Annotated in this window: 15 protein-coding genes; 12 read left to right on the forward strand and 3 right to left on the reverse strand. The window is 48.8% G+C overall.

Annotated features, from left to right (window positions below; genetic code table 11):
* Nucleotides 1-100 precede the first annotated feature (100 nt).
* From MRY86_RS11155 to MRY86_RS11170, 4 genes are all read left to right on the forward strand, one after another.
* A complete protein-coding gene (locus tag MRY86_RS11155; protein WP_293566505.1) occupies nt 101-1,207 on the forward strand; it encodes a DUF1501 domain-containing protein in 1,107 nt (368 codons plus the stop codon).
* A 10-nt stretch (nt 1,208-1,217) separates the two neighbouring features.
* Nucleotides 1,218-4,817 carry a T9SS type A sorting domain-containing protein gene (locus tag MRY86_RS11160; RefSeq protein ID WP_293566495.1) on the forward strand — a complete coding sequence of 1,200 codons (3,600 nt, stop codon included), beginning with the start codon at nt 1,218-1,220 and terminating at the stop codon, nt 4,815-4,817.
* Nucleotides 4,818-5,075: 258 nt separating this feature from the next.
* Nucleotides 5,076-6,791, forward strand: a complete 1,716-nt coding sequence (locus MRY86_RS11165; RefSeq protein ID WP_293566496.1) for a PQQ-binding-like beta-propeller repeat protein — start codon at nt 5,076-5,078, stop codon at nt 6,789-6,791.
* Nucleotides 6,792-7,050: 259 nt separating this feature from the next.
* A complete protein-coding gene (locus MRY86_RS11170) occupies nt 7,051-7,404 on the forward strand; it encodes a DUF6713 family protein (RefSeq protein ID WP_293566497.1) in 354 nt (117 codons plus the stop codon).
* 1,523 nt (nt 7,405-8,927) lie between these two features.
* On the opposite strand, the gene MRY86_RS11175 is transcribed toward MRY86_RS11170, so the two are convergent.
* Entirely contained in the window at nt 8,928-9,068 is a 141-nt protein-coding gene (locus MRY86_RS11175; protein ID WP_293566498.1) for a hypothetical protein, read from the reverse strand.
* A gap of 164 nt (nt 9,069-9,232) precedes the next feature.
* Here MRY86_RS11175 and MRY86_RS11180 point away from each other — a divergent pair, with 164 nt between their 5' ends.
* Nucleotides 9,233-10,744 carry a hypothetical protein gene (locus MRY86_RS11180; RefSeq protein WP_293566499.1) on the forward strand — a complete coding sequence of 504 codons (1,512 nt, stop codon included), beginning with the start codon at nt 9,233-9,235 and terminating at the stop codon, nt 10,742-10,744.
* 6 nt (nt 10,745-10,750) lie between these two features.
* Here MRY86_RS11180 and MRY86_RS11185 read toward each other — a convergent pair whose 3' ends face one another.
* Nucleotides 10,751-11,926 (reverse strand): HAMP domain-containing sensor histidine kinase, encoded by a 1,176-nt coding sequence (locus tag MRY86_RS11185; RefSeq protein WP_293566500.1) that lies wholly within the window; start codon nt 11,924-11,926, stop codon nt 10,751-10,753.
* A 143-nt stretch (nt 11,927-12,069) separates the two neighbouring features.
* Between MRY86_RS11185 and MRY86_RS11190 the strand changes: the two genes are divergently transcribed.
* Both MRY86_RS11190 and MRY86_RS11195 read left to right on the forward strand, forming a co-directional pair.
* Nucleotides 12,070-12,939 (forward strand): nuclear transport factor 2 family protein, encoded by an 870-nt coding sequence (locus MRY86_RS11190; RefSeq protein ID WP_293566501.1) that lies wholly within the window; start codon nt 12,070-12,072, stop codon nt 12,937-12,939.
* 99 nt (nt 12,940-13,038) lie between these two features.
* Nucleotides 13,039-13,713, forward strand: a complete 675-nt coding sequence (locus MRY86_RS11195; protein WP_293566502.1) for a hypothetical protein — start codon at nt 13,039-13,041, stop codon at nt 13,711-13,713.
* A 34-nt stretch (nt 13,714-13,747) separates the two neighbouring features.
* Here MRY86_RS11195 and MRY86_RS11200 read toward each other — a convergent pair whose 3' ends face one another.
* Nucleotides 13,748-14,206, reverse strand: a complete 459-nt coding sequence (locus tag MRY86_RS11200) for a hypothetical protein (protein ID WP_293566503.1) — start codon at nt 14,204-14,206, stop codon at nt 13,748-13,750.
* Between the two features lie 199 nt (nt 14,207-14,405).
* Between MRY86_RS11200 and MRY86_RS11205 the strand changes: the two genes are divergently transcribed.
* From MRY86_RS11205 to rsgA, 5 genes are all read left to right on the forward strand, one after another.
* On the forward strand, nt 14,406-16,367 hold the full coding sequence (locus tag MRY86_RS11205; RefSeq protein WP_293571456.1) for a DUF3857 and transglutaminase domain-containing protein: 1,962 nt from the start codon (nt 14,406-14,408) through the stop codon (nt 16,365-16,367).
* A 102-nt stretch (nt 16,368-16,469) separates the two neighbouring features.
* Nucleotides 16,470-18,413 carry a DUF3857 domain-containing protein gene (locus MRY86_RS11210; protein ID WP_293563368.1) on the forward strand — a complete coding sequence of 648 codons (1,944 nt, stop codon included), beginning with the start codon at nt 16,470-16,472 and terminating at the stop codon, nt 18,411-18,413.
* Between the two features lie 4 nt (nt 18,414-18,417).
* The gene (locus tag MRY86_RS11215; protein ID WP_293563367.1) at nt 18,418-20,316 is read left to right on the forward strand and encodes a DUF3857 and transglutaminase domain-containing protein; all 1,899 of its coding nucleotides are present in this window, start codon (nt 18,418-18,420) and stop codon (nt 20,314-20,316) included.
* 61 nt (nt 20,317-20,377) lie between these two features.
* Complete coding sequence (locus MRY86_RS11220; protein WP_293563366.1) at nt 20,378-21,133, forward strand: geranylgeranylglyceryl/heptaprenylglyceryl phosphate synthase; 756 nt, start codon at nt 20,378-20,380, stop codon at nt 21,131-21,133.
* 63 nt (nt 21,134-21,196) lie between these two features.
* Nucleotides 21,197-22,147, forward strand: a complete 951-nt coding sequence (gene rsgA, locus MRY86_RS11225) for a ribosome small subunit-dependent GTPase A (protein WP_293563365.1) — start codon at nt 21,197-21,199, stop codon at nt 22,145-22,147.
* The last annotated feature ends 28 nt before the right edge of the window (nt 22,148-22,175 follow it).

Genomic DNA, 22,175 nt, shown 5'->3' on the forward strand with positions numbered 1-22,175 from the left:
GCCTTGATTATTTGGCTCTCTGTAAACTTTGATTTCTTCATAACAGCTTAAAGTTAGTGAATTTTTAAACTGTCTTATTTTTACGCAAGTCTACAATACCATCGAAGGCGTACATGCTGATTTGCTCGGTGACCTTAGCCAGTCGGTCAGCTCTTTCCAGGAAGACCTGGAGGCAATGGGAATGGATAATAAAGTCCTGACCGTCATTTTCTCGGAGTTTGGCCGGAAGGTCGTTCAGAACGGCAGTCAGGGTACAGACCACGGTACGCTCAGCTCAATGTTTTTGATTGGGAAAGGCGTTGAAGGCGGAGTAGTCGGAAATAACGTGGAGCTGTCAGACCTGGATAATCTGGGCGCTCCTAATCCGGAACAAATACAGTATGATTATCGGGAGGTATTCTCTACGGTACTACAGGATTGGCTAGGTGCTAATGACAACTCACTGCAAAGTACCTTCCTGAGCCCGGATTACTATCAGAACCGGCCCGCATTGATCAATCCCAATAATCTGGTGCCTGCGTCCTGTTATGTTACCCCTCAACCGCCAGTCACCTGCGCCTGCATACAGGTCAAAGTAGTACTGCAAGGGTTTTACAATACGGTAACCAAAAAAATGCATACTCAGCTATTGGGTGCCAACCAGCTTCCCGTAAGCCAGCCTTACAGCGCCGCTCCATTCAACTATGCCGGTACCGAATCGGTCACGGCCTGGCCTGATGGCACAGTGGATTGGTTGCTGCTTGAGCTTCGGCCCGCCAATAACCTGGGGCAGGTTACGGCCAGAAAAGCCGTACTGCTTCGCGAAGATGGTATGGTCATGAGCCCGGATGGTACACCTGGTGTCTCTTTCGACGGTGTAAATGATGGGCTTTATCATTTGGCGGTGCTGCACCGCAGCCACCTGGGTATTGTAAGTGCGGAGCCGATCCCGACAGAGAGTCCGAGTTTCCTTTATGACTTCTCAAACGGCCCAGGACAGGCGATGGGTGAAGATCAGCTAAAGCTCATCGGGCAAGTATGGGCGCTTCGTGCCGGGGATGCCGACCACAACAACCTGATCAACAATCAGGACTACAACCGCTGGAAACAGGCTCAAGGGCAACCGGCCGGATACGATGCTTATGATTTAAATGCCGATGGGCAAATTGATGAACAGGATCAGCTGCTTTGGCGGGGCAACCGTAGCAAGCTGGGCCAACTCAAATAACCACGCCACCATGAAAAATATCTTTCTACTATATATCCTGTTGTTTTCCAGCCTGGCGTTATCCGCACAGGGAGTAACGCTTAGCCTGCAAGGCAGTAAAGACTGTGACCTGAACCGGTATTGCGTGGAAATCCTATTACGGGCGGATACTGATGAGGTACTGGAAATTGGCACCTCGTCCCTTTTGCTTGAATACAACGCGGATGCGCTTGCTTTTCATAATTATACGCCAGGCCGCTTCAATGGCGATGATGACTGTACCTCCACCGGTATTAATGCCTGGGCGACTCACGAGTATGATGCTTACTCAAAACCTGGGTTTTTCAATCTTACATTACTGTTGGACCAAGACGGAGAAAGTTGCCCCAGCGTACTGTATCATGCACCTGTAAACATAGGGGTGATATGCTTTGATGTGTTGCAACAAGGAGGGGACCCCAGCCTGGTATTTGACGAAAATCATACCCATTTCAATAGTGCTGACCCCAACAACGGGCTTGGGGCTATCCCGGTCGTTGATTATCCTGTACTGATTGGGGAGACGGATCTGGCTTGTGATTGCCCCGGAGCAGGGTTGCCATGCGATGACCATAACGTTTATACTGTGGAAGACCGTTATGACACGGATTGTAATTGCCTGGGTCAGTACCTGGATAGCGACGGGGATGGGATACCAGATGGTATCGACCCTTGCCAGAATAAAGTTTATGAGGCCGAAAGTGGGACTTACTTCGGTGTGGACCTGGGAAATAGCACGCCCCGTTATTTCGGAAATGCTTACGTGGATTTCGGTAATGACTCCGAGGATTTTTTTGAGGTGGAGGTAATGGCAGAGGAAACGGGTACGTACGAATTGGCGTTTCGCTACACCTCCAATAATATTACCCGGCAGCTGGAGCTCTTCATAGATGGCGCTTCACAAGGCATATTGTATTTTCCGGAAACCATTGACTGGTCCGATTGGCAAATTATGACCATCGATCAATACCTGGAGGCTGGGGCACATACCATCCGGTTAGCGCACAGTTCCCTCGGTGGTCCAACAGTTGATCATTTGGTGCTGAGCATCTGTAATGGATGTGCTGAAGCCGGGACTCCATGTGATGACGGGGACCCTTGCACGATTGAAGATGTACTCGATAAGGATTGCCAGTGTGGGGGGCGTTTTGTTGATGAAGATGGCGACCAAGTAGCCGATATATGTGACCCTCATTTGGGCACAGCAGAAAATTTTCCAATAGAATTGGGCTTGCTACGCGCAGTAGGCGACGATTGGCAGACAGTGTTCCTGGAATCTACCTACGACTCTATGGTGGTTATTGCCACTCCACATTTGCCCAACAAGTATGCCTTGCCGGTCATCACGCGTGTCCGGCAGGCATCAGGCAATAGCTTCCAGGTAAGAGTGCAAAACCCAAGTGGCCCGGTTAATCAGGATTACGCTGTTTACTATGTGGTCGCTGAGGCTGGTTCTTATCAGGAGAGTTATGATGGCATCAAAATGGAGGCACGCCTGGAGCAGGCTGAATCCACCGCTGGTGCTGGTAGTTGGTTGCCGAACCTGGAGCAACGCAGCTTTAGGCAGTTCTACGAAAACCCGGTGGTGCTGGGGCAGGTAATGAGTGACAACAACGATGCGTGGTCGGTATTCTGGGCATCTTCCGCAAGTCATCCCAAAAACCCGCCGGCAATGAACGACTTTGCAGCCGGTAAACACAAGGCAGAGGATTTTCATACAGAACGAGTACCCGAAACGATTGGGATGATCATCATAGAAGGTGGTCAGTATGAACTTAGAGGAAGAGTAGTGGAAGCCGGAGTAGGCCCGGATGCCGTAAACGGACCCAATAATTCGGGCTATACTTATAGTTTAAACAGTGATTTGCCAAGCGGTGCTGTCCTGAGTGCCGCTGGAGTCAATGGTGGGAATGGCTATTGGCCGGTATTATTCGGCGATGACCCCGTCACTCCTGGCCAAATCCGCCTGGTGGTAGATGAAGACCAGATTAAAGATGATGAGCGCAACCATATTTCCGAATCCATTGCTTACCTGGCTTTTGAGGCACCTATTTGCCGCTATGATGAAGACGAAGATGGGGTTTGTGATAGTGAAGACCAATGCCCTGGGAACAATGACCTTGCCGATGCAGACAATGATGGCATTCCTGATGCCTGTGACAATTGTGACAACAGCCTTACGGGTCGGCCCTGTGATGACGGACAAGAATGCACGATTCTGGACGTATACACCGCTGACTGCGGCTGTGTCGGTATTCCAATGGATAGTGATGGAGATGGCGTGTGCAACTGGGAGGATATCTGCGAAAACGGAGATGATAACCTTGATACGGATAATGACGGTATACCTGATGCCTGTGACCCTAATGTTGGCGATGCCAGTACGATGCCCATAGAAACGGGTGTTGTGCTTGGACAGTCAGACGACTGGCAGACTATAACCTTGCAGGGCTACTATGAATCTCCGGTTGTCATCGCTACAGTAAGGCTTCCGGATATGGACCATCCCCCTGTCGTAACCCGGGTACGCAATGCCTCCGGCAACTCCTTTGAATTGAAGGTGCAAAATCCAAGTGGCTCAATTGATCAGCAATACGATGTGTATTACTTCGTAGTGGAGGAAGGGCAATACCGCGCCGAACACGATGGTGTACAGCTGGAAGCTCGCCGAATGACGGCTACGGAAGTAGCAGGCTCTGGCCTCTGGTGGAGTGCCCGGGAAGAAAGGACGGCCCTCCAAAACTATAACCAACCGGTTGTCCTTGGTCAGGTTATGAGTGAAAATGACCCCCGCTGGTCTGTCTTTTGGGCTTCAAGTGGTAACAACTCGACTACTGCACCAGAGTCAGGCAACCTGGCATTTGGCAAGCACGTAGGGGCGGACATCATACAAGAACGGAGCGCCGAAACAATAGGGGTGATTATTATGGAAACAGGCACCTATAATCTGCGTGGTATTTTACTTGAAGGCAGAATAGGGGAAGAAAGCATTGGAGGGTCTTACAGTGAAGGGGATTATATCACCTCAATCAATGCTCCTAAAGGGGCAGTGTTGAGTTCAGCTGGCATCATAGGCGAAGGATGTTGGCCCGTCCTTTTCGGCGAGTCTCCTTTACAAACCGATAGGTTCACCCTCATGGTTGATGAGGACCAAATATCAGACTTTGAGCGTGGGCACACGACGGAGCGGGTCGCGTACATAGCCTTTGATGATACAAATGCTAATAATCAGGCATTGAATAAGCCTTCTTTGGAACCTACCGCTGTGAATGCTAACACGCAAGAGCGAGCGCCTTCTGTAGTTCCTGAGGCGACCTTGCATGCCGTTCGTAAAAACCTGAGCGCTTTCCCCAACCCGGTTTATGCAAAGCTCAATGTGGAGGCTTCGCTACAGGAGGGGGCGCTTCCTGTCTTGCAGATAATTGACCTTCAGGGGCGCATTCGACTTACACGGGTGTGGTCGCAATCGCCAGGTGCAAAATTACAGGAAACACTCGATTTGAGCCAGTTGGAAACGGGCCTGTACTTCCTCAGATTGCTGGATGGAGAACAGGTAGAGACGCTGCAGCTGGTGAAAGTGGGTGAACAGTAATATAAAATTTAATTGAATAGGTAGTGTAGGTACACGAGACTAAGGATAATGAAACTTTTCAGGAGTGGGTTTTCGAGTCAATTTGAAAGCTCTGCTAAGCTTGGGAAGAACGATTTATCCTTAGTCGTGTGCTATAACTAAACACCTTTTAGCGACTTAAGTATTGATGCGCATGAAGACTTGTTGTCTCTGTCAACCACAAGTTAGGACAAAGAGAAAAGCATCGACGATAAAACACTTTTAACAACATATCCTCCAATGAAAAACCACAGTCTCGTTTTACTCCTTCTTTTGATTGCCGGAACGGTTGCTGCTCAGAATAGCAGCCGGTTTAGAAACAACAATCAGCGTAATGGATACACCGAAAGCACCGGGCCTTTGAGTGCAGATTTGCTTTGGGAGGTCGATGATGCATTCCCTTCTTCCCGAGGATTTGCGGTATACACTTTCGGCGATCGCTTTGTAACCAGCCGGGTCACTTTTAACCCTCAGTATACTGGTGTATTAGAATGCAGGGACCTGAATACCGGGCAGCTAATCTGGATAAGTGAAGTAAAGGAAAATGCCATTCCCTATTTGCTGGGCTTTGATGACCATGCTGTTTATACCCACGACTATGCTACGGATTCTGTCTATGCCCTGAGCCCGGAGGATGGGCAAATTCTCTGGAGAGCCAGTCTTGAAGCGGCCTACTTTGCCGCACAGGATGGCGCTGTTTTCGCTTGTAATGGGGATCTCATCTTGAATGGCCCCAACAATTCTTCCATCTTCACGATGCGGCTGGACCGGGAGACAGGAGAAGTGCTTTGGACTAATGGGGAAGTACTTTCTGTTCGGCCTGACCGCACACTAGTAGCCTACAACGGCACTGCTTACCGGGTGAGTGGTTTCTTTTTTCAGCCGCAACAGCTCGTTGCCATTGATTTGGAAACCGGGCAGACCCTTTACTCTTCTGAAAACATGCCAGGCGATAATGATCAGGAAAATCCTGTTATCATAGGTAAGTATGGCGAAATTATTGTCTCCCGGGACGGCGGGCAATTGTTTTGTTTCCGGGACACCGGCAGTGGCTTTGAGCTACTCTGGTCCTATATGCCCACAGGGCAGGATATAAGAGATCACCCGGCTATTGATACCAGCGGGCATGTAATCATCATAGATGAGAAGGTAAAGCGTTTAGACAGGACCACCGGTATGGTATTGGACAGTAGTGAAATCACCTCCGCAAGGGGCACTATCGCTGTTGATGCCACCAATCGGATTTTCCTAAACAATACAGAGGGCAGATTCTACTGCTTAAGCCCAAACCTCCAGGAGATTTTGTGGCAGATTACTGCCCCGGGGAATCTTTACTGTAACCCCAGTATCTCTCAAAATGGCACATTCATTATCACAGACAATTCCAATACCATCCGGGCTTACCGGGATTCGCCCATCAGGAAGCCTCTGGCTGATTTCACGGCCAGTACGTTTCGCGTAGCAGCTGGAACGCCAGTCGATTTCTTCGATCAGTCTTCTTTCTCGCCAACGAGTTGGTCCTGGACCTTTGAAGGGGCAACAACATCAAGCAGCAATCAGGCTAATCCCTCCGGTATCGTTTGGAATAATATGGGGACCTACTCGGTTACCCTGGTCGCAAGTAATTTTGAAGGTGTTGACACCTTGGTGCGGGAATGCCTCATAGAAGTAGAAGGTACTGTTGGAGCCATTTCTGATGCTTCTTCGGAACGCCTGCTGAACGTATTCCCTAATCCAGCTGGAGCATTGCTAAACGTGCACTGGAGGTCCTTACAAATTCCGGATCAGGCAAATTTGTCAGTTTGGAATGCACACGGGCAATTGATGCTAAATACCCCATTCTACCAAAATATGCAACTACAAACGGCTCATTGGCCGGTCGGGCTGTATATGCTTCAGGTGGCGGATCCGAATGGGCAGCAGTTGGGCATTAAACGGGTCATTGTTGCCCGGTAAGTTTTAAGTTTTGAAGCAATTTATGATTACGCAAGGTGGTAGCTGATATTGATATATTGGATAGCCACCTTGTTATGTCTGCTTTGTTGATGGAGGTGCTGAAAGTTTTTATCATTGTCGAGAAGCTTTCAGCGCCTCCCAACTTTTATAAATCTTCTGGTAATCTTGAGAAGGCCCGGAGCGCAAATGTGTTTCTGCCTAAAGCCGGTGGAGTTGAAAAGTAGTATTCTTGTTTTGTTTAATCAACTTACGTATTAACATGGCAGATCATACTTACTTCTACATTGGCTTGGCTCTCATGGCTATGCACGAAATGGATGCCATACGTTGCAGAGAATGGCGGATATTTCCAGGATTATCGAAATTAAGCGACAGGATGGGGTTTCTGGTATTCCTTTATGCTCATATCCCGTTGTTTTATTTTGTCTTTTACAGGCTATCTTCCTGTGAAGACCATGAAAAGTTCATTGACAGATTTGATATTTTTATGATCGTACACTTAGGGCTTCATGTTTTGTTTTTAAAGCATGAAAACAACGAGTTCAAGGACTGGGTCTCCTGGACAATAATCATAGGAGCCGGAATATGCGGGCTAATTGATTTTTTTGCTTGAAAAAGTCACGGCAGGTTCTGGTAATCACTGTAGATATCACCAAAGGAGTTCGAGCGTATTCCTAAGAAGATGGCTGAGCGTAGATGCTTCGTGAAATTAGAGCAGGGGTTACCCTCCAAGACAGCATAAACTGAAAACATCAATGAGCTTTCCCCTGAAAGTACAGGAAAAAGACTCTAGTTTTCCACTAGGCAAAAGTATTTGCTAGTGGATTGAGCCGTAAATTTTTGACAGTAAAGGTCCACGCATCAGAGAAGGCTTAAGCGTGGAAATACTATCAAATAACTTGGTCTGGTCGCACTAGGATCAGGCGTATCTGCTTGAAGTTTATTAAGCTCCAAGGATCGTTTGCAGACCGAAAAAGAAGTACTTGTTGCACCCACCAAAACCTGGACATAACCCAGAGCGGAGCATGCATCCTCCGGCAAAATAAGTGGAAGCGTTGAAATGATATTTATTTTACAGCCAAACAACTTTAGGGCTGTAGATTAAACAATTTCTTTAGCTTCCACTTAGAGTAATTAGTAGAGAAAGGGGTGACCTACACCTGCTGTAGGTCACCTGCTCTGAAATTACTCATTTTTGTATTTTGCTAGGTACGCAAGCCTGACTTATACCCTGGCAGTGCGAACGGTTGTTCACTCAGAGTAGACGTGTGATCTATTCAAGCCATTGGCTGCGTAATTCATTAGTTGCTATTGCATACGCATACACCTCAGTAGGTAATCTACTGAATGCGCATACAAAAACACTGCGTTTATTCAGCAGTAAGCTGAATAATACACCTTAGACTAATGTGTCTGAAAAGACAACCCAAAAGTGTTGCTCTAACACCAGAAAGCGTACGTCCTTCCTCAGCAAAGCTGTAGACAGACTTTTTGTATGCAGAGCACAGGGTAGATGTCACCAAAAAGGTAGCCATCATACAAGGACCTTTACCAGCCTCCATCGTTTAGATAGGAGCTGAAGTGTCCTCGCTCAGGATTGTCAATTAGCTCGTTTGAACACAAAAGACACCCCTGATTTGGAGCATGCACAATACTCTCAACAGTAGTTACCACTAAAGATACTCCTTAGCAACTATAGTGCATACTTGCCTGATCCAGGAATGTACTTCCTGTCCATAGAGGTTTCAAATGTACCCTGTTTAAAAAAAAACAAGGACATCAGAGAAGGCTCGGCAAAAGAGTAACGCTTAATTTGAGGGTTGATGTCGACAGGTCTGTGTAGCCATTATCCTCTATAATTGAATTATAGAGAAAGGGGGATGCACGCATTGAACAGCGTGGCCTATGTTTAGGAATAAGGGGGAATCTTATTACTAATTTAACCACCTTTGCCGTCTCGAACGAACACCCCCCCCGAGCTCTACAGTTAACTTACTTTGAACAATTACAAATGTAGAGCAAGGCGGGTATACGACAGGTAACACTTTTCTCAAAAAAAGACACGGCAGATTTAAGCCAAAAAGATGCCTAAGCCTGGCATAGTTGTCTGGTTCTTTGCTGAGAATAATTTGAGGATTAGAGCTCGTCGAGGTCCTCCAAAACAACCACACCACCCTCTAGATATTCCTGCTCATACTCCTGAATAATCTCAGTAGTAGCCTCTTGAGCGTTGGTAATGATTCCGAGGGCGATAAGAAAAGCAATAATAGCAGTCATAGTTTTGAATTTTTTTATTGATACTCAAAACTATGGCGATATGCCAAGACCATCGATAACACTTTTGCAAAAAAAAGACAGGGCAGAATTCAATTGTTTTTAGGATATTAAGTGATTAATAACCTAAAAAGCAGTAATTTAAAGTAGCCCAAACTGGTAATGAAATGAAATTTTCAGAATTAAGAAGCCTTGTTAAAGTGATCACCCGAAATAAAATCAAGCAGATAGATGTGCTGGGTAAGGTCCCACCCGACCAGTCAAACATAGAGCAATTGTATGAAGCCCTGCAATCCAATCTGTATAAGACAGAGGAAGAAGCGTCCTTCGCTTTTTTCGGTAATTCGAAGTATCGGAGTCATTATTTCAATCGACTAAAGCGGAAGCTAAGAGATAAATTGGTGAATGCACTTTTTTTGATTGACCTAAGCCGGTCAGATTATTCTGACTACCAACGTGCCTATTATACTTGTTACCGTTATGCTGTTGCTGCACAAATCTTAATCACAGGTTACAGCCGGAAAGCTGCTGTTTCTTTGGCGAAGATGACCCTTCGTAAAGCTATTAAGTATGAGTTTTCAGATATAATACTCCAAATGGCCAAAATTCTACGTTTTCATTATGGTGTGATGGAAGGCGAAGCAAAGCAGTTTGAGCATTTTGACCACTTAATTCAAGTTTATCAACCTATTTATCAAGCGGAACTGAGCCTTGAAGGCAAGTATGCAGAGTTAGCAATGTATTTTAATACGCCTCAGTCCAACAGAAAGAAGTTTTACGCTAAAGCCAAAAACTATGCCCAAATAGCAGAGCACCAAATGAGTATATACAGTGGGTACAAGTTATTTTTATATGGCTTCTCCATTATCACGATTCAGCACCTGATTATATATGACCATAAGGAACTGCTGAATAGTTGTGACCGCGCGATCGCTTACTTCAAAAACAGGAAATACCGTTCCTCATCGGTTGCGCTGTTTTCTTTTTCTTTTAAGAAAATCCCAAGCCTGATTGCCCTCCATGCTTTTGAACGGGCGGAGCAGGAAATTGCATATTGTCTTGGGTTGACCCACAAAGGAAAGAATAACTATTTTAAGGTTCAGGAGTACGCCATCATCTTATACTTTCATGCGCAACAGTATGAACGGGCATTAGAGGTCCTCGAAACCGTTTACAGTACAGATCAGGTTAAATATTTGCCGGAGCAAAGTAAGGAAGCCTGGCGGATTTATGATGCCTATCTCCACTTGTTCCATGAAATAGGGCTTATTGATAACCGCCCCTCCTCCCGAAAAAGCTTTCGCTTGAATCGTTGGCTCAATACTGTGCCTAAATACTCTAAGGACAAGCGTGGGTTTAATGTGACCATCCTCACTATACATGTGCTTTTCCTCCTGCAGCAGGGAAAACATATGGAAATAATTGACCGCATGGAAGCTTTAAAGACTTATACCCACCGTTATCTGCGCAAAGATGGAGACTTCCGAAGCAACTGCTTTTTGAAAATGCTTAATAAAATCCCTGCCTGTAATTTTAATCCTAAAGCCGTTCAGACCAGAACGGCACACCTTAAAAAAAGGATGAATGAAATGTCGCTTTCTGAAACCTATCAAAACCTCGAATCGGAAATAGTACCCTTTGAGCACCTCTGGAAAATTGCTATGCGTCTACTGAAATAGCTCACGCTAATCTTTTTTCGGCAACTGAATCGTAAAGGTGGTGCCTACGCCCTCTTCTGACCGCTTCACAAATATTTTGCCGTTGTGGTATTCCTCCACAATGCGCTTGGCCAGTGAAAGCCCCAGGCCCCACCCTCGCTTCTTGGTGGTGTAGCCCGGCCTGAATACCGTCTTGAATTTCCCTTCCGGAATGCCTTTGCCGCTATCTGTGATGTCGACATACACGAAGTCCTGATCGTCGTAAATTTCAGCTTCGATGAACCCTTTGCCATCCATGGCATCCAGGGCATTGCGCAGGAGGTTCTCCACGACCCAGTCAAACAAGTGAGAGTTGATGTGCACCGTTTTGGGAGGCTCATCCGGCGCGGGGAAGCGGAATTCCACTTTTCTCGAAGCACGGCGCTGCATGTAAGCCCGGCAGTCGTCCAGTTCCTCATAGATATTGATGGGCTCTAATTTAGGCGCAGAGCCGATTTTGGAGAACCGGTCTGCAATGAGCTCCAGGCGGCTCACGTCATTGCGCAATTCCCCCACCACTTCCTGTACTTCCTCATCAGACTCGCGGATGAGCTTCAAATGCTCGATCCAGGCCACGATGGCTGAAATGGGCGTGCCCAACTGATGAGCGGTTTCCTTGGCCATGCCCACCCATACCCGGTTTTGCTCTGCCCGCCTCGCAGAACTAAAGCCCATGTACCCAAAGCCTACAAAAGCGGCGATGAGGACAAACTGTACAAACGGGAAGTAACGCAATTGCCGCAACAGGGTAGACTCCTTATAATAAATACGGTGGGCAGTGCTTTGAATGGGCTCAAACCCATCTGCTTCCATTCGGGCTACCTCCTGCATCAGGTAAGCCTGGGAGGTGTCCCGGGTGTTCACACTGAAATCCACCCTGCCCCGGTCGTTGACCGCGATAACCGGAATGGTGTTGTTGGCCTGCAGAATATTCAGGTGGAGGGTAAGGTCTGGCTGAGGGCAACTGTCATTGATGATGGCTGCGATTTCATCCAGGTTGTTGAGCCGCTCCTGCGCCATTACATAGAGGGCCGCCTTATGCCGCTCCTCTTCTGCCAGCTTATTGGAGAGGTAGGTCGTATACGCCATAGAGATCGCGACAATAATGGCGCCGGCGATGCCTAAGTATATTTTCCAGCGGGATTTTCGGTTGTAGATATCCATATGGGGTATCAGTCTTGAACTTATTGTACCGGCAAATTAGCAATAATCTGCCCGGGGACGGTCTTTTGGCGGCTTAGCTTTGTAATTTGTCTTAAAACGGTAGCGGAAAAGTTTTATTTTCGGATACCAAAAACAGCAAGGCCATGAAGTACTATAGTTTGTTTTTTGCCGCAGCGCTGCTGCCATTTATGCTTTTCGCTCAGCACAGCCGGGAGTGGGCCGCTGTACAGGAGCCTATTCAGCAGCTTTTTGATGGGATGCGCGCTGCCGATAGCACTGCCGTGCGGGATGCTTTTATGCCGGATGCAGGCATGTTTACGGCAGTAATAGACAAGGAAGGAAAGCCTGCCTTGCACAAAGGCAGCCTCGACCGCTTCGTAGACTATGTGGGCCAGGTGGAGGAAAATGCAATGGATGAGCGAATCTGGAGCTATGACATTCGTGTAGATGGCCTTCTGGCTACGGCATGGACTTCCTACACCTTCTTTTACAACGGGGCACTTTCGCACTGTGGCACCAATGCCTTTGAGCTCTTCAAAACAGCAGACGGCTGGAAAATTTCCCATATCACAGATACCCGCAACACCGAGGGCTGCCTGACCGAAGCCCCCAACAACCGGGCAGAAATCGATACCTTGCTGAACGCCTGGCACCGGGCTGCTGCCACGGCCGATGCGGATGGTTTCTTTAGCAAAATGACCCAAGACGGTATTTACTTAGGCACCGATGCAACAGAACGGTGGCTGCGTGACGAGCTGAAGGCGTGGTCTTCAAAAGCCTTCGACCGGGAAGTAGCATGGCTTTTCAAACCCTACGACCGGGAGGTTTATTTCTCCAAAGACGGGCAGGCCGCCTGGTTTGAAGAGTTGCTGGATACTCCGCACATGGGCATTTGCCGTGGCTCAGGCGTCCTCACCAATACCGAAGAAGGCTGGCGCATCCGGCACTACGATCTGGCCTTAATGGTGCCCAATGAGCGTATGGAAGCTGTCCAAAAGGCGTTAAAGGAGTAGCCACTGTGGAAAACTATTCTCTGCAGACTGGATTTCGTTGAAATTTATATTTACCTTGCCATTAATGGACCCTGATTCCATTCACGGAAGTATAGTCTGATGGATAAATACATTAACTACCTGCTCGCGGATATCGCAGCGGCTACTGTAAGCCTTCCTGTACACGTGCTGTCTTTTGACGATGACGAAGACATGCCTTTCATCACAGCTGAGGAGGAAGCCAAGACTGCGCCCCGGGAGGTACTCGCCGATTTGGTGGGTGTAAAACGGGAGTGGTTCCCGCCTGCCAGCCGCCTTTCTGAAACTCACATGCTGTTGCTTGCCGAGGCCCTGACGGATTGCCTGGATGCGCACTCCTTTATCGTTAATTTCCCGGCTGGGCTGCCTGCCCCCATTCGGTACCAGGTTTTACTGGCTGAGCTGGAGAAGGAGGTCCCGGTGTTGCAGTACAATATCTGGCAGTTAGATTTTTGTGGGTACGAGCCCAAAGGCTGCCCGTTTGGGGAGGCTTTTTGCCAATGCCAGATTTATGAACGCTGGCTGGATCAGCTCAAAAGCAGTGGGTCGGATGCAGAATTCGCAGCCAGCCTGCCCGCTTTTCTGTTCGAGCCTCAGGAAGACGATTATTCCATGGAGCGTTACCGGGCAGAGTGGGAAGAAACCGAAGAAGAGGATTGGGGGCTTGGAGCAGACAGTGCATTTGGGGACGACCTCTTCGGTGATCTTGATGACTTCGATTTCTTCTTTGACGATGATGAAGTTCGCTGGAACTAATTTTTCATTGCCAGAGCCTTTGTCCGTCTGCCATTTATTCAAAACGCTCTTTTAGTTCCTGCCAGTCTTTCCTTAGCCCGTCAACGGCATCGTCAAACATAGCATCCGGCTCATCAAAAAGGGCTTCTGTCTCTTCCTGTATTTTGCGCAGGGTGCTTTTGTCTTTTCCTTTGAGCTCCTTTACAAGCCCATCCCCGTAGCGCTGATAGTAGTACCGCAGTGACTGCCTCCAAAACCGACGCTTTTCCCTGCCGGTCATTTCCGGCTCATGGATGTCGTAGCATTCTTCGACATAGCTGCGGAAGGCCGCATCGTATTTAGACCACCCGGGGTCAGAAGCAGGCAAGTCTGCCGTCCTGGCATCTTCCAGCAATTCGTAGTATTGGGCCAGAAAAGCTGCTTTATCTGCCCCGCACGTACTACGGGTACAGGCACTGAAGCAGAATGCCGCAAGCCCGGCAATACAAAGGTATCGGCATGTTTGTGCCAGCATAGGAAGTATTTTATTGGGTAATGTCAACCCCAAAATAACGGGCAAACAGTTCAAAAATTACGCTAAAAACTGTATTTTGAGGCTTCATTGTTGTTTGAAGCGCTACGAACCCCTGATGCCCGCTCTCTGTTCCGCATTAATATCAGTCCGGCCCCAGATAAGCATGCCAAAAGGTAGTCGCGCTCTTTGAAGTGAAATCATGAAAATCAAAGCTCTTTTTACCCTTAGCTTTTTGGGACTTTTTGTCGCCATCAGCATTTCTGCACAGTCCGAAGCCCGGTTTGGGCAAATTCCACCGGAGGCGCTAGCTATGGAAGTTTTTCCAGATGACTCCTCGGCTGCGGCAGTGGTCTTGCACGCTAAAGCCGACTACCAGATATTCCCTTCCGCAATGTATGGCAGTGAATTGGAGATGCAGGTCTACGAGCGCATAAAAATCCTTAAAGAATCTGCTTTCGACAAGGCAGACCTAAGGGTTTACCGCTATACTTATAAGGAGCGGTCAGATCATCTGGTCTCTCTGAAAGGGCGCATTACCCTTCCCAACGGGCAATTCTATGAAATCAGTAAAGCCGATTTCTTTGAGGAAGAATACAATGAATATTACACGATTCACAAAGCCTCTTTGCCTAATGTAGAAGTCGGAGCAGTGATCGAATTAGAATATGAGATTTTGTCCCACCGTATGTTCCGGCTGCCCGCCTGGTATTTTCAGGGCCAATACCCGGTAGTCCACAGTGAATTGTCAATCGATAACCAGTCGACTTATTCCTATACGACACTGTTGGAAACCGGTACTGAAATGAGTATGTACGAATTGGACGATGGCCGTAAGCTCTATAAGTTGGGCAATATGGAGCTATTTGCCGGTGACGGCCACTTCATGATGAAAAATGCACCCGCGATTCAGGAGGAAGACTACCTGACTACGATCAATGATTACCGGGCCCGTGTACGGTTTCAGTTGAGTGAGCAGCGCGATGGTGTAATCGTAAGAGAAGTTTTTACAAGCTGGGCTGAAGCTGCCAGGACGCTTGAAGACCGGGATGAGTTTGGCAAAAATTACCTCAAGAAGCGCCATTACAAGGCATTGCATGAAGCATTACAGCCGGAAATAGCCGGTATAGATGATCCGCTTGAAAAAGCAGAAGCCATTTACCGGTTTTTAGGCAGCAAGGTGGCCTGGGATGACGAGTTAAGGTATTTTCCCGGACAATCGCCGGACGAACTATTGGAAAAGGGTAGTGGAACGAGCGCTGATCTGGGTATTGCTTTGACCGCATTGCTGAAAGCAGAAGGCTATAAGGCCTATCCGGTCCTGATCTCTACCCGCGGGCATGGGAAAATGACACAACAGTACCCTATCATGGACCAGTTTAACCATATGTTGGTCTATCTGGAAGTTGCTGGCCGCGTACTGTTACTGGAAACGCCTGTGGATTATCAGCCCTTTGGAAGCCTGAGGGGATACTCGCTTAATGGCTACGGATGGATTGTCAATGAGGAGCAGCCAGTATGGATCAATATCACGCCCGGAAATGATGAGTTTAAACTTTTCTATAATCTTGACCTGAGTGGTGATGGTGCGCTACAGGGCACAGTTGTGGCGACTTACCAGGGTATCAGTGCATCGGGAGAGCGTTCTTTGGCCCGGCAGTATCCTGATGGGAAGTACTGGAACAATCGCCTGCCCGAAGGTGCGGAGTTTCAAGATCTTCGCCGTAAGGACCCCAATAAAGCTTCCCTGTCCTACGCCGAGCAGATCCAAGTGCGGTACGAAACGGCCGGCAATGTGGTGAACGAATACCTTTATTTTCAGCCAGTGCTATTTTCAAAGTTCATCGAAAATCCATTTAAGCTGGCACAACGGCACTATCCTGTTGACTTTAGCCGTCCGATCAGGGAAGTCACGATGAACACCGTCAATCTGCCCGAGGGGTGGGAGGTGGATTTCATTCCCGAATCCCAGCATCAGGTGTTAGAAGGAGAGGGGGTGGCTTTTGACTACAAAGCCGAGGTGATTGATCGCCAACTTAAAGTAGAGACGCGTATAGAAATTAATCAACTCACTTTCCAGCCAGAGAGGTATGCTGAAATGAAGGCGCTCTTTGAGGCATTTTCAGAAAAACTAACCGCGCAGGTCGTTCTGCGCAAACCCTAATATTTTCTATTTATTAAACCCTGGATGATGAATCATCTACGTTTCGCGCTAGTATTACTAAGCATTATTGTTTTAACCACCTCAAATGCCCAAAAGTCTCCAATGAAGTGGGGGCAAGTGGACCTGGAAGAGCTGAATATGACCACTTTCCCAGAAGACACCACTGCCGCTGCTGTAATTCTTGGCGATTATGCCACGCTGAAGTTTGACTTTGGGCAGGGCACTCGCTATGTTTTTGAACACCATCGCCGCATCAAAATTCTGGACAAGTCTGCCTTTGACTATGGTGATGTGCAGCTTTACCTCTACGGCAATGATCAGATCAGCGGGCTCAAAGCACAAACGATTTCACGTGGCTCCGGGCAGACCTTCCGACTCAAAGGGCGGGATTTTTATGAAGAGGAAGTAGCCGACGAGGTAAAAGCCCTAAAGTTTACTTTTCCAAATCTGGAGGAAGGTGCGGTAATCGAATACACCTACACCATCACCTCCGACCGGATCGTACAACTGCGATCCTGGTACTATCAGCATGATATTCCGGTCCGCTGGAGCGAACTGCACATAGATATTCCGATCTGGTTTGAATACTTATTCCTGACGAATGGCCGCAGCCCGGATATCAACGAGCAGGAGCGGCTCACCCAAAGCTTCCGCGTGGTGCAGTATAAAACCAAGCAGGCTGGCTTTTCGGGAACTTATCAACAAGCTTCTGGCACGACCACGATGTCCGGAGAGGTAAATCGTTACCGGTTTGTGATGGAGAATGTACCTGCACTGCGGGAAGAGGCCTTTATGACTACGCTGGATGATTACCGGGCCAGCCTGCGTTTTCAGTTGCAGGCAGTCCGATTTCCGGATCAGCCCGTTGATCAGATTCTTTCTACCTGGCCTGATGTGGCAAAGCGCTTGCTTACTTCTACTTCTTTCGGGCTGCAATTCGACAAAAAGCGCAATCAAAAGCAGTTGTTAAGTGCGCTTGAGCCCTATTTGCCGGCAGACGGTACACCTTCCGAAAAAGCACTGGCGGCCTATTATTATCTTCAGGACATTCTGAAATGGGATGGCACCTACTGGTATAATGCCGAAGAGGGGGTTTTGGAATGCTTTGAAAGAAAAAAAGGCAGCAGCGGTGAATTGAACCTTATCATGATGACGGTGCTGAAAGCCCTGGAAATAGAGTGCTACCCGGTGCTGCTGAGTACCCGAAGCCATGGCAAAATGATACAGCTTTACCCTATCGTCCGGCAATTTAACCATATGGTTACGGTGGCAAGGATCAATGATCAACTGCTTATCCTGGACCTCAGCGATGATGAGCGACCGGCAGGTGTGCCCCGCAAAGCCTCTCTCAATAAAGTGGGCTGGCTGGTCAGCGAGACGAACCCGCAGTGGATAAACATCGCTCCTCCCGGGGCGAGTACAGCAAGGATGTTTCAGATGAGCCTTTCCGAAAACGGTGACCTTTCGTACCAGATACAGACTAAATCTGAGGGCTATCATGCTGTAGCTGTACGTACACAAACGGCTGGGGAAGCAGGATTGGAGGCCTTAACGGAAAGCCTCCTGGAGCGTTTCCCGCAGAGCACAACAAAGGAAATGCAACTGAAGCTGCCTGAAAACCCGGTAGATGCTGTAAAGGCAGGCTACAAAGCTGATGTGCCGGGAGCTGCGCAGGCATTTAATGATTTTATCTATTTTTCCCCCTGTATTTTGCCCTACTTTGAAGAGAACCCTTTTCAGAAAGCCGAACGGAGCTATCCGGTAGATCTGGCCCACCCCTTCGATGTGCGGGATGTGTTCATTATTGAAATCCCGGAAGGCTATTTGCTGGAAGAAATGCCGGAAGCTGCCAGTTTTACGCTCCCGGGCAAGGCGGGCAGCTTTGAGTTTACCCCAACTGAAACTACGGGGAAAGTCAACCTGGTGTACAGCCTGCGTCTCGATAAAACGCATTTTGAACCCGAAGAATACCCAGCGCTCAAGCATTTTCTGGACCTCGTCATCGAAAAGCAGGGCGAGCAATTCGTATTCCGAAAAAAGACCTAGAACCATGAAAGGATTGATACTGGCCAGCACTCTGGCTTTCGCAATGCCTGCCTTTGCACAGCACTATGCCGCGTTCATCATCCCCGACAGCCTGAAAGAAGGTGCTAACGTAGTGGTACGGGACTATAATGTGCACTTGGATATCCGGTCCGAGAAAAAAGGGTACCTGAAAGTCGAAAAAACGGTAACGCTGCTTAACGAAAAAAGCAGTGCCAATGAGCTGTTCATTCACTATGATGAAGGGACACGGGTCCGTAAAATTGAAATTGTGCTGTATGATGCAATGGGCCGGGAACTGCGGGTAGTGGACAAGGACGAAGTGAAGGATTACTCTGCTGTTTCGGGAGGCACCCTCTATGGCGACCGCCGGGTAAAACAGGTGGAAGTCAGGCATAGCACTTATCCTTACACGATTACCTACCGCTACGAGCGTGAGTTGGAAGGCATTGACTTTGCCGCAGGGGAGGAGTGGTACCCACAGTATTTTGGTTACAGCGTTGAGTCTGCCCGGTTCTCCTTCAGTGCGCCGATAGATTTTCCAGTCAATTACAAGGGATACCGGCTACCGGTTGAACCCACGCGCACTAATGCTGGAAACGAATGGTCTTGTACCTGGGAGGTAAAGCATCTTAAAGCCCAGCCTTATGAAGCTTATGCCCCGGAGGCTGAAGAGTTGTTGCCCAGGGTGGTTTGTGTGCCAGGTCGTGTTAGCATTGAGGGCTACGAAGGGGAATGCTCGAGTTGGGGAGCCCTCAGTAAATACATTTACGCTCTGTGGGAAGGGCGAGGCGTACTACCTGCAACCGTAACATCGGAAATCCAACAGCTGACTGCCGAAGCCGATTCAGATGAAGAAAAAATTGCCCTCCTTTACCGCTACCTTCAGCAAAATATGCGCTACGTCAGCGTTCAGCTGGGCATAGGAGGCTGGCAGCCTTTTGATGCTGAATACGTAACAAAAAACAAATACGGTGACTGCAAAGCCCTGACCAATTACATGTGGGCCATGCTTAGGGAAGTGGGCATTGAAGCACACCCGGCACTGATACGGACAGGTGGTACACCGGCTAAGCTGGATACAGCCTTGGTCAAAAGTCAGTTTAATCATGTGCTATTGTACTTGCCCGGTCAGGACAGCTGGCTGGAATGTACGCTTCCCATCGGCCCGCCACAGTTCATTCATTACGGCAACCACGACCGGAAAGTGTTGCTTGTAAAAGAGGAGGGCGGAGGTTTGTACCATACGCCCCACCTGGGGTACCTGGATAACATCCGTAGCGGAACCACCACCGTACAGCTCAGTGCAACCGGAGACGCGGAACTCCGCCAGCACTTTCAAATGGCCTCCAGGGATGCGGAACGATGGCGGGCCATGGGGGCCTACTATTCTGAAACAGAGCTAAAGGATGCTGCCCGGGAAAACTTGTTGGCTGCCCCGGGGCTGCTTATAGAAACAGTAGAGGTGTTGCCAGAACCGGATAAAGCAGCTTGCCAGGTGTTTTTGGAGGGTAAATCAGAAAGGTTTGCCTCCAAAGGGGGGAAGCGTTTGTTCCTGCCCCTGCTGCCAGTAGGTTCTGTCGGAGCAGCCCCACCTGCCTATGAAAACCGGTACTGGCCGATCGCCCTGAGGGAAGGTTTTACTTACCGCGACACCGTGCGTTACCAGTTGCCTGAAGGTTATGAAGTGGAGAGCATCATGGAAGAAACGGCTACCCTTGAGCATCCTACAGGCTACTATCAGCTGAAAATTGACCATCAACAGGATGTTATAACCGTAGTAAGAGTGCTCCAACGCAAAATGGCAGAGCTGCCTCCTGCTGCCTATGAGGAATTTCGGGCCTTCTGGCTGGAAGTCGGAAAGCTGGAGCGGTCAATGGCAGTGCTGGTCCAGAAACGGACTTAAGCCGGGCGGTAAGCGGACTGTAAAATTATTTTATCTTAGCGGTCTAAGCCGCAATGAAAACATGTCCAAGCCGAATCCTATATACCAACAGATATGCCAGGCTAAATCAGAAGGCCGGAAGTGCTTTGCTTTACTCATCGATCCCGATGAAGTAAGCATAGATGGCCTGCCTGCGCTCGCAGAGCTGGGCGAACAAACCAACGTAGATTTTCTGTTTGTAGGTGGTAGTCTGCTGGTTCACAATACCCTTTCGGCCTGTTTGCAGCAATTGCGGGCTTCCTGCAATCTTCCGCTTGTCCTTTTCCCCGGTAGTCCATTGCAAATCGACCCCAATGCGGATGCTCTGCTCTTCCTATCTCTGATCTCCGGCCGTAACCCGGAGCTCTTAATTGGACAGCAGGTCATTAGCGCACCTTATCTGCATCATGCTGACCTGGAGGTCATAGGAACTGGCTATATGCTGATTGATGGAGGTGCGGCTACCACTGTTTCCTACATGAGCAATACCACGCCAATACCGGCCGATAAACCCGATATTGCCATGGCAACGGCCCTCGCCGGAGAGATGCTGGGGCTCAAACTACTGTACATGGATGCCGGCAGCGGTGCGCGCCACCCTATTTCAGAGGTGATGATACGCCGGGTCGCCAGTAATACACAAGTCCCACTCATCGTAGGGGGGGGCATCCGTACTCCGGAGCGGGCCTTCCAGACTGCCAGCGCTGGTGCAGACGTTATCGTGGTAGGGAATGCCATTGAAAACGACCGCCGCCTGCTGCGCGCCATGGCCGAAGCGGTGCATGCCGGTGCAAGCTGATGCTTTTGGGAACCTTCTCGGGTTGAGCATGGTTGCACTACTGAAATTCAAAACACAACAGATTTGGAACAAGGAACGGTCGTTAAATCCACAGGGAGCTGGTATCAGGTGCAAATGGAGGATGATAGCGTGTTGGACTGTCGCATCGTCGGGAAATTCCGGCTCGAAGGTCAAAAAATCACCAACCCCGTTGCAGTAGGCGACAGGGTTGAGGTAGAGCGCAGTGAGAAAGAGGATAACGGGACCATTCGGAACATCCTGCCCCGCCGCAATTATGTGGTCCGGCAGTCACCCCGCCGCCGGCATGACCTTCACCTGCTAGCCAGCAACATCGACCAGGCCATTGTCATTATGACGATCACCCAGCCTGACCTCAAGCAGGGGTTTATTGACCGGTTTTTGCTGATGACGGAGCCCTATGAGATCCCTGCCATCATTGTTTTTAACAAAGCGGACCTCTACGATGCCGGGCACGTTGGCGTATTTGAATACCTGCGGGATATTTACGAGCACATCGGGTACAAAGCGATTTTGGTTTCTGCTTTGGAAGGGCAGGGGATACCCGAGCTAAAGGCCGTGCTGAAAGATAAAACCACGCTCATTACAGGCCAGTCGGGCGTGGGCAAGTCGACGCTCGTCAACGCCGTGGAGCCCGACCTGGAGCTTCGTACACAAGAGCTAAGCGACTACTCGGGCAAAGGGCAGCATACGACCACTTTCGCAGAAATGCATCCGCTGCGTGACGGTGGTGCGATCATTGATACCCCAGGCATCAAGTCGCTTTCCTTTATTCATCTGGAGCCTATGGATGTGGCCCACAATTTTAAGGAGTTTTTCAAGTACTCTGAAAACTGCAAATTCGGCGGCAACTGCCTGCACCGCTCTGAGCCCGGATGCGCCGTCCGTGAAGCAGTGGAGTCGGAAGAGCTAAGTGTGCTCCGTTATGAAAACTACCTGACGATTCTGGAAGAGGTGGAAGACCAAAATTACTGGGAACGCCACAAAGGTATTTAATTCTGCCAGCAGGTACATTCAATCCTGA

This window comes from Phaeodactylibacter sp., assembly GCF_022763345.1.
In the GTDB taxonomy this organism is placed as follows: domain Bacteria; phylum Bacteroidota; class Bacteroidia; order Chitinophagales; family Saprospiraceae; genus Phaeodactylibacter.

What these genes read in the sequence shown, in the direction of transcription:
- MRY86_RS11170 (WP_293566497.1), top strand. Translation starts at nt 7,051, where the DNA reads ATGGCAGATCATACTTACTTCTACATTGGCTTGGCTCTCATGGCTATG.
- MRY86_RS11215 (WP_293563367.1), top strand. Translation starts at nt 18,418, where the DNA reads ATGAAAGGATTGATACTGGCCAGCACTCTGGCTTTCGCAATGCCTGCC.
- MRY86_RS11165 (WP_293566496.1), top strand. Translation starts at nt 5,076, where the DNA reads ATGAAAAACCACAGTCTCGTTTTACTCCTTCTTTTGATTGCCGGAACG.
- MRY86_RS11210 (WP_293563368.1), top strand. Translation starts at nt 16,470, where the DNA reads ATGAAGTGGGGGCAAGTGGACCTGGAAGAGCTGAATATGACCACTTTC.
- MRY86_RS11205 (WP_293571456.1), top strand. Translation starts at nt 14,406, where the DNA reads ATGAAAATCAAAGCTCTTTTTACCCTTAGCTTTTTGGGACTTTTTGTC.
- MRY86_RS11175 (WP_293566498.1), bottom strand. Translation starts at nt 9,068, where the DNA reads ATGACTGCTATTATTGCTTTTCTTATCGCCCTCGGAATCATTACCAAC.
- MRY86_RS11160 (WP_293566495.1), top strand. Translation starts at nt 1,218, where the DNA reads ATGAAAAATATCTTTCTACTATATATCCTGTTGTTTTCCAGCCTGGCG.
- MRY86_RS11180 (WP_293566499.1), top strand. Translation starts at nt 9,233, where the DNA reads ATGAAATTTTCAGAATTAAGAAGCCTTGTTAAAGTGATCACCCGAAAT.
- MRY86_RS11200 (WP_293566503.1), bottom strand. Translation starts at nt 14,206, where the DNA reads ATGCTGGCACAAACATGCCGATACCTTTGTATTGCCGGGCTTGCGGCA.
- MRY86_RS11195 (WP_293566502.1), top strand. Translation starts at nt 13,039, where the DNA reads ATGGATAAATACATTAACTACCTGCTCGCGGATATCGCAGCGGCTACT.
- MRY86_RS11185 (WP_293566500.1), bottom strand. Translation starts at nt 11,926, where the DNA reads ATGGATATCTACAACCGAAAATCCCGCTGGAAAATATACTTAGGCATC.
- MRY86_RS11190 (WP_293566501.1), top strand. Translation starts at nt 12,070, where the DNA reads ATGAAGTACTATAGTTTGTTTTTTGCCGCAGCGCTGCTGCCATTTATG.
- MRY86_RS11220 (WP_293563366.1), top strand. Translation starts at nt 20,378, where the DNA reads ATGTCCAAGCCGAATCCTATATACCAACAGATATGCCAGGCTAAATCA.